This is a genomic window from uncultured Tateyamaria sp., assembly GCF_947503385.1.
Taxonomy (GTDB): Bacteria; Pseudomonadota; Alphaproteobacteria; order Rhodobacterales; family Rhodobacteraceae; genus Tateyamaria.
In genome coordinates, this window is the sequence record NZ_CANNDO010000009.1 from 99,001 (window position 1) to 105,000 (window position 6,000).

5 protein-coding genes, 1 tRNA gene and 2 rRNA genes (1 of these 8 only partly in view) are annotated in these 6,000 nt (G+C 57.0%); 2 read left to right on the forward strand and 6 right to left on the reverse strand.

What is annotated here, in order from left to right:
- Positions 1–108 precede the first annotated feature (108 nt).
- A complete protein-coding gene (mscL, locus tag Q1A85_RS20565; RefSeq protein ID WP_299694149.1) occupies positions 109–537 on the reverse strand; it encodes a large conductance mechanosensitive channel protein MscL in 429 nt (142 codons plus the stop codon).
- A gap of 147 nt (positions 538–684) precedes the next feature.
- Between mscL and Q1A85_RS20570 the strand changes: the two genes are divergently transcribed.
- Positions 685–1,383, forward strand: a complete 699-nt coding sequence (locus Q1A85_RS20570; protein ID WP_299694152.1) for a glutathione binding-like protein — start codon at positions 685–687, stop codon at positions 1,381–1,383.
- Between the two features lie 94 nt (positions 1,384–1,477).
- On the opposite strand, the gene Q1A85_RS20575 is transcribed toward Q1A85_RS20570, so the two are convergent.
- From Q1A85_RS20575 to Q1A85_RS20585, 3 genes are all read right to left on the reverse strand, one after another.
- Positions 1,478–1,554 (reverse strand) — tRNA-Met (locus Q1A85_RS20575).
- An 84-nt stretch (positions 1,555–1,638) separates the two neighbouring features.
- Entirely contained in the window at positions 1,639–2,040 is a 402-nt protein-coding gene (locus tag Q1A85_RS20580) for a thioredoxin family protein (RefSeq protein WP_299694155.1), read from the reverse strand.
- A gap of 15 nt (positions 2,041–2,055) precedes the next feature.
- Entirely contained in the window at positions 2,056–2,769 is a 714-nt protein-coding gene (locus Q1A85_RS20585) for a cytochrome c biogenesis CcdA family protein (protein WP_299694157.1), read from the reverse strand.
- A gap of 151 nt (positions 2,770–2,920) precedes the next feature.
- Between Q1A85_RS20585 and Q1A85_RS20590 the strand changes: the two genes are divergently transcribed.
- Entirely contained in the window at positions 2,921–3,445 is a 525-nt protein-coding gene (locus Q1A85_RS20590; protein WP_299694160.1) for a GrpB family protein, read from the forward strand.
- A 125-nt stretch (positions 3,446–3,570) separates the two neighbouring features.
- Here Q1A85_RS20590 and rrf read toward each other — a convergent pair.
- Positions 3,571–3,685, reverse strand: a 5S ribosomal RNA gene (gene rrf / locus Q1A85_RS20595).
- 97 nt (positions 3,686–3,782) lie between these two features.
- A 23S ribosomal RNA gene (locus tag Q1A85_RS20600) occupies positions 3,783–6,000 on the reverse strand (it continues 608 nt past the right edge of the window).

Here is a 6,000-nt window from a genome sequence, read left to right on the forward strand (position 1 = left end):
ACGCCGGCCCGACATACCCGCCCGTAAGGGAACCCCATCGGAACCAGATATCTCATACGAAAAAGGCCCGCCATTGTGGCGGGCCTTTGGTTGCGGATGCAATGCGTCTTACTTGGCCAGCGAGTCGCGGATTTCCATCAGAATATCCAGCTCGGTCGGGCCTGCGGGTTCTTCTGCGGCGGGTTCTTCCGCAGGGGTCGCCTGATCCTTGATCTTGTTCACGTAGCGCACCAGCATGAACACCACGAACGCGATGATCAAAAAGTTGATGATCGCCATGATGAACGCGCCGTAGGCAAACACAGCAGCGCCAGACTCGCGCGCCGCTTCCAGCGACATGCCTTCGGCCACGTCGCCCGACAGAACGGCGTAGTTGTTGGTGAAATCGATCCCACCCATGAACAGGCCGATGATCGGATTGATCAGGTCGCCCACCAGCGACGTCACAATCGCGGTAAAGGCCGCGCCGATGATAATCCCCACGGCCATGTCCATGACATTGCCCTTGGCGATGAAATCTTTGAACTCGTTCAGCATATTTAGTCCCTCGTTGGCTTCGTACCGCACAGTCTTGTGTCTGCCGTGCGTGTATGAACAGGTGTTAACACAACTTCTCACAGCACAAAGCCTATTTTACCGGGGAATTCCGCCTAGGTTGGACCCGTAAACAAACGGAGACCACCCATGGCTGACCTCAGCGCCTTTCCCATCACCCAGAAATGGGTCCCGCAAAACCCCGACGTGCTGCAACTTTTCTCCTTTCCCACGCCGAACGGGGTCAAGGCCTCTATCGCGCTTGAGGAGATGGGTCTGCCCTACGAGGCGCATCTGGTCACCCTGTCGGATGCAGACGTCAAAAGCCCGGAATTCCTGTCGCTCAATCCCAACAACAAAATCCCCGCGATCATCGACCTGGACGGCCCGGACGGCGCGCCGATCGGTCTGTTCGAATCCGGGGCAATCCTGATCTATCTCGCTGAAAAGACGGGAAAACTGATCGGTGAAACCGCTGCGGACAAGGCCAAGACAATTCAATGGCTGATGTTTCAGATGGGCGGCCTTGGACCGATGCTTGGGCAGATGGGGTTCTTTGTGAAATTCGCAGGTTCCGAATGGGAAGACAAACGCCCCCAGCAGCGCTACGTGGCCGAAGGCAAGCGGTTGCTGGCGGTTCTCGACAAGCAACTTGAGGGGCAGGACTGGGTCACAGGCACATATTCCATCGCTGATATCGCCATTGCCCCGTGGCTGAACGCGCTGAACTTCTACGGAGCCAAGGAGATGGTCAATTGGGACGACCACAAGAACCTCGTCGCCTATCTTGACCGGTTCATGGCCCGCCCCGCCGTCGACAAGGCCAAGAACATCCCGCCGCGCCCCTGACGCGCAGACAGGAGGGGCCATGCCGTGGCCCCTCTGGTTTGTCGCAACCCATTGTGCACAAAAGGCAAAAGCCGCCCCAAGGGGCGGCCTTTGTTGGTTGCGGGAGTAGGATTTGAACCTACGACCTTCAGGTTATGAGCCTGACGAGCTACCGGGCTGCTCCATCCCGCGCCAGTTGGTCTGGGTGATCTACGCCGAGTCGTGCAGGACTGCAAGCCCATCCCCAGCATTTGCTGTCAGAAATCTGTTACGCCGCTACAGCGCCAGATCCAGAAGGCCCTTGATCTGACTTTCTGACGTGCCGGCCACGATCCGCCCCAGCTCCTCTTCACCCCTCAGCAGGATCAGCGTTGACCGCCGCGGCACATTGCGCGACGTCGCCACCTCGTGACGGCGGTAGTCATCCCAATCGACCCGAACAAAGGTCATCGCCGCATCATAGGCCGAGTCTTCCGCGCGCAGCGCGTTAATCACCCGTTCCTGCCGCTTACAGGTGCTGCACCAGACGGCAGCGTAGTCTACCAGCAGCGTCTTGCCTGCTGACAGTTCTGCATCAATCAGGCCGGGCGTGTAATCGACAAACCCAGTGGCCGCATGAAGCGCAAGCGGTGAGATGGCCGCGGCCCCGATGGCCACAAAAAACGTTCGACGGTTCATATCAGTCAGTCCTTCTTACAAAGCAACGGAAAGGTCTTGCAGCCAGATCGGCATCACATCCAGCGCCCAAGCCTCAATAAAATGGTGCACACCCAGCAGTAGCATCAGACCCACAGCGACAAACGTAACCCCGAGGATCGGCTTTGACCGGTCGGCAAGGCTGCGCAACGCGTGCGCCCGCGACCGGATCGCCTCGCGCGCGCCAAGCCCGAGGGCCAAGATCAACGTCGATACACCGAGCGCGAAAAATGACATGATCAGAGTGACATAGCCCAGATTGTCGCCTTGCGACGCCAATGCAATTGCCCCCCCCAATGTGGGACCAATACAGGGCGACCACACCGCGCCCAGCAGCAAACCACCCAGAAACTGCCCCTGCAACCCGCCTTGATCCACTGTGTTCATCCGCGCATCCGCGCGGCCTGCTATGCCCGCGGTTGCCATCTCGAACCGGCGGGCAAAACCGGGCACCAACAGCACCAGCCCAAAGGCGATCATCAACGTGGCGCCGATTTGCGCCAGCAAATATTGATCAAGCCCAATCGCGGCCCCAAAGGCGGTCACCAAAACACCAAAGGTGACAAATGACACGCTCATCCCCGCTGCAAGGGCCACAGGGCCCATCTGGTTCGCGTTCAGGGCGCTCACCAGAACAATGGGCAGCACCGGCAAGACGCACGGATTGATCAGGGTCAGCAGGCCGGCTGCATAGGCAAACAGAAACTCCATGCTGCGCAATGTGACCGTAGGGCCGTACAGATCAAGGCTTTCGCGGGTTCAGGTCCTCACAATGCCGTCAGACGCGCACCACCGTATGTTATGGTCGCCCGCAGGGCAGGTTTGGCGCAGGACGACACGCAACTTGGGGCGGGACAGGCATATGACATCCGGGAAGGACATCCTAGGTCTCAAGCAGGGCACGCTCAGCCTGATGGATCACGCGCCGCAATGGGCCGATCTGTACCGCCGCGAGGCGATGGAGATTGCGCAAGCCGTGGCCGGTGTCCCTTACGCGTTGGAACATATCGGCAGCACGTCCGTTCCCGGGCTGGCCGCCAAACCGATCCTCGATATCGCCATGCAGGCGCGCCACAGCGAACAGGTTGCAAGGGCGCTGGTCCAGTTGGGGTATCTCGACCGTGGAGAGCGCAGCGGGCGATTGTTTATTCGCCTGCGGGCTGGTGATGTGAGAACGCACAACCTGCATCTTTACCCGTGCGGCGATGCCGCCTTTGCGGAGCAGGTCGCGTTCCGTGACGCATTGCGTGCGGATCCTGACCTGCGCGAACGATACTCCGAGCTGAAACACACTCTGGTCCGAGCACTCGGGGATGGCGGGCGTGCGGATTATGCGGACAGAAAGACACAATTCGTAACTGCCGCGCTGCGCGCGAACCAATCCTAGCGCTATCAGGGCTGGATGACGCGTCCCAAAAACGACAGTCGTCCAGACACAAAAAAAACCGCCCCGGGGGGCGGCATTTTTTGAGTGCATCGTAAGAGAGATACACGCATTGAGCGGCTTTTTAGGTTTGGCAGTGACCTACTCTCCCACACCTTAAGATGCAGTACCATCGGCGCAACAGCACTTAACGGCCGGGTTCGGGATGGGACCGGGTGTTTTGCTTGCGCTATGACCACCAAACCGAAAAAACCGCTCAACGCGAAATCAAAATGTCCAAGTCATGTACGACTTTGTGATGTGTATGCTCTGATTGTTCGAAGTCTTGCTTCTACTGGATCAAATCAAGCCTATCGGGCAATTAGTACCAGTCAACTGAATGCATTACTGCACTTACATCTCTGGCCTATCGACGAGGTGGTCTACCTCGGCCCTCAGGGATACCTTGTTTTGAGGGGGGCTTCCCGCTTAGATGCCTTCAGCGGTTATCCTGTCCGATCATAGCTACCCAGCACTGCCGTAGTCGACAACTGGTCCACCAGTGGATCGTTCACCCCGGTCCTCTCGTACTAGGGGCAACTCCTCTCAAGTATCCTACACCCACGGAAGATAGGGACCGAACTGTCTCACGACGTTCTAAACCCAGCTCACGTACCTCTTTAAACGGCGAACAGCCGTACCCTTGGGACCTGCTCCAGCCCCAGGATGAGATGAGCCGACATCGAGGTGCCAAACACTGCCGTCGATATGGACTCTTGGGCAGTATCAGCCTGTTATCCCCGGCGTACCTTTTATCCGTTGAGCGATGGCCCTTCCACTCGGGACCACCGGATCACTATGGCCGTCTTTCGACTCTGCTCGACTTGTCAGTCTCGCAGTCAGGCTGGCTTCTGCCATTGCACTCAACGAGCGATTTCCGACCGCTCTGAGCCAACCTTCGCGCGCCTCCGTTACGCTTTAGGAGGCGACCGCCCCAGTCAAACTACCCGCCACACAGGGTCCCGGATCCGGATAACGGACCGCGGTTAGACATCAAGCAATGCAAGGGTGGTATCTCAAGGGTGGCTCCACAAAGACTAGCGTCTCTGCTTCAAAGCCCACCACCTATCCTGCACATGCATGGCCTGATGCCAGTGTGAAGCTGTAGTAAAGGTGCACGGGGTCTTTCCGTCTAACCGCGGGTAACCTGCATCTTGACAGGTAATTCAATTTCGCTGAGTCGATGTTGGAGACAGCGGGGAAGTCGTTACGCCATTCGTGCAGGTCGGAACTTACCCGACAAGGAATTTCGCTACCTTAGGACCGTTATAGTTACGGCCGCCGTTTACCTGGGCTTCAATTCAGAGCTCTCACCCCTCCTTTTAACCTTCAGGCACCGGGCAGGCGTCAGACCCTATACGTCGTCTTGCGACTTCGCAGAGCCCTGTGTTTTTAATAAACAGTCGCCACCCCCTGGTTTGTGCCCCCAGCCCCTAGTTGCCTAGGAACCGGGCCTCCTTCTCGCGAACTTACGGAGGTATTTTGCCGAGTTCCTTCAACATCGTTCTCTCAAGCGCCTTGGTATGCTCTACCAGTCCACCTGTGTCGGTTTAGGGTACGATCTCATGGAGGGCTATTTCCAGGGACCAATTAACTGCCGGGGCAACTACGCCTGATCCGACAATCTTCATGATCCGTCACATCCTCCTGGCCCAGGAATATTAACCTGGTTCCCATCGACTACGCCTTTCGGCCTCGCCTTAGGGGTCGGCTTACCCTGCTCAGATTAGCTTTAAGCAGGAACCCTTGGACTTTCGGCGAGAGTGTCTCTCACACTCTTTGTCGCTACTCATGTCATCATTCTCACTAGTGATCTCTCCACCGGATCGCTCACGCGCCGGCTTCACAGAAAACTCCGTATCCTCCGCTACACCCCGAGGGATGCAAAAGAGGATTGGAGTTATGTCACACTACGCTCTGCTACCATGCCTTACGGCATCCTAAGCTTCGGCTCATGGCTTGAGCCCCGTTACATCTTCGCCGCAGGACAACTTATTTAGACCAGTGAGCTGTTACGCTATCTTTAAAGGATGGCTGCTTCTAAGCCAACCTCCTGGTTGTTTTGGTCGTCCCACTTGCTTTCCCACTTAGCCATGAATTGGGGGCCTTAGCTGTAGGTCAGGGTTGTTTCCCTCTCCACGACGGACGTTAGCATTCGCCGTGTGTCTGCCATCTAGTACTCCCGGGTATTCGGAGTTTGGTTAGGATCAGTAAGCCTGTGGGGCCCCATTACCCATCCAGTGCTCTACCCCCCGGGGTATTCGGATGACGCTCTACCTAAATAGATTTCGCAGAGAACCAGCTATCTCCGAGTTTGATTGGCCTTTCACCCCTAGGCACAGCTCATCCCGATCTTTTTCAACAGATGTGGGTTCGGTCCTCCAGTAAGTGTTACCTTACCTTCAACCTGGCCATGCCTAGATCACTCGGTTTCGGGTCTGATCCATCTAACTCAACGCCCTATTAAGACTCGCTTTCGCTGCGCCTACACCTAACGGCTTAAGCTTGCTAGATAGACC

Coding starts and splice junctions, on each gene's coding strand:
- mscL (WP_299694149.1), bottom strand. CDS start 537: ATGCTGAACGAGTTCAAAGATTTCATCGCCAAGGGCAATGTCATGGAC.
- Q1A85_RS20570 (WP_299694152.1), top strand. CDS start 685: ATGGCTGACCTCAGCGCCTTTCCCATCACCCAGAAATGGGTCCCGCAA.
- Q1A85_RS20580 (WP_299694155.1), bottom strand. CDS start 2,040: ATGAACCGTCGAACGTTTTTTGTGGCCATCGGGGCCGCGGCCATCTCA.
- Q1A85_RS20585 (WP_299694157.1), bottom strand. CDS start 2,769: ATGGAGTTTCTGTTTGCCTATGCAGCCGGCCTGCTGACCCTGATCAAT.
- Q1A85_RS20590 (WP_299694160.1), top strand. CDS start 2,921: ATGACATCCGGGAAGGACATCCTAGGTCTCAAGCAGGGCACGCTCAGC.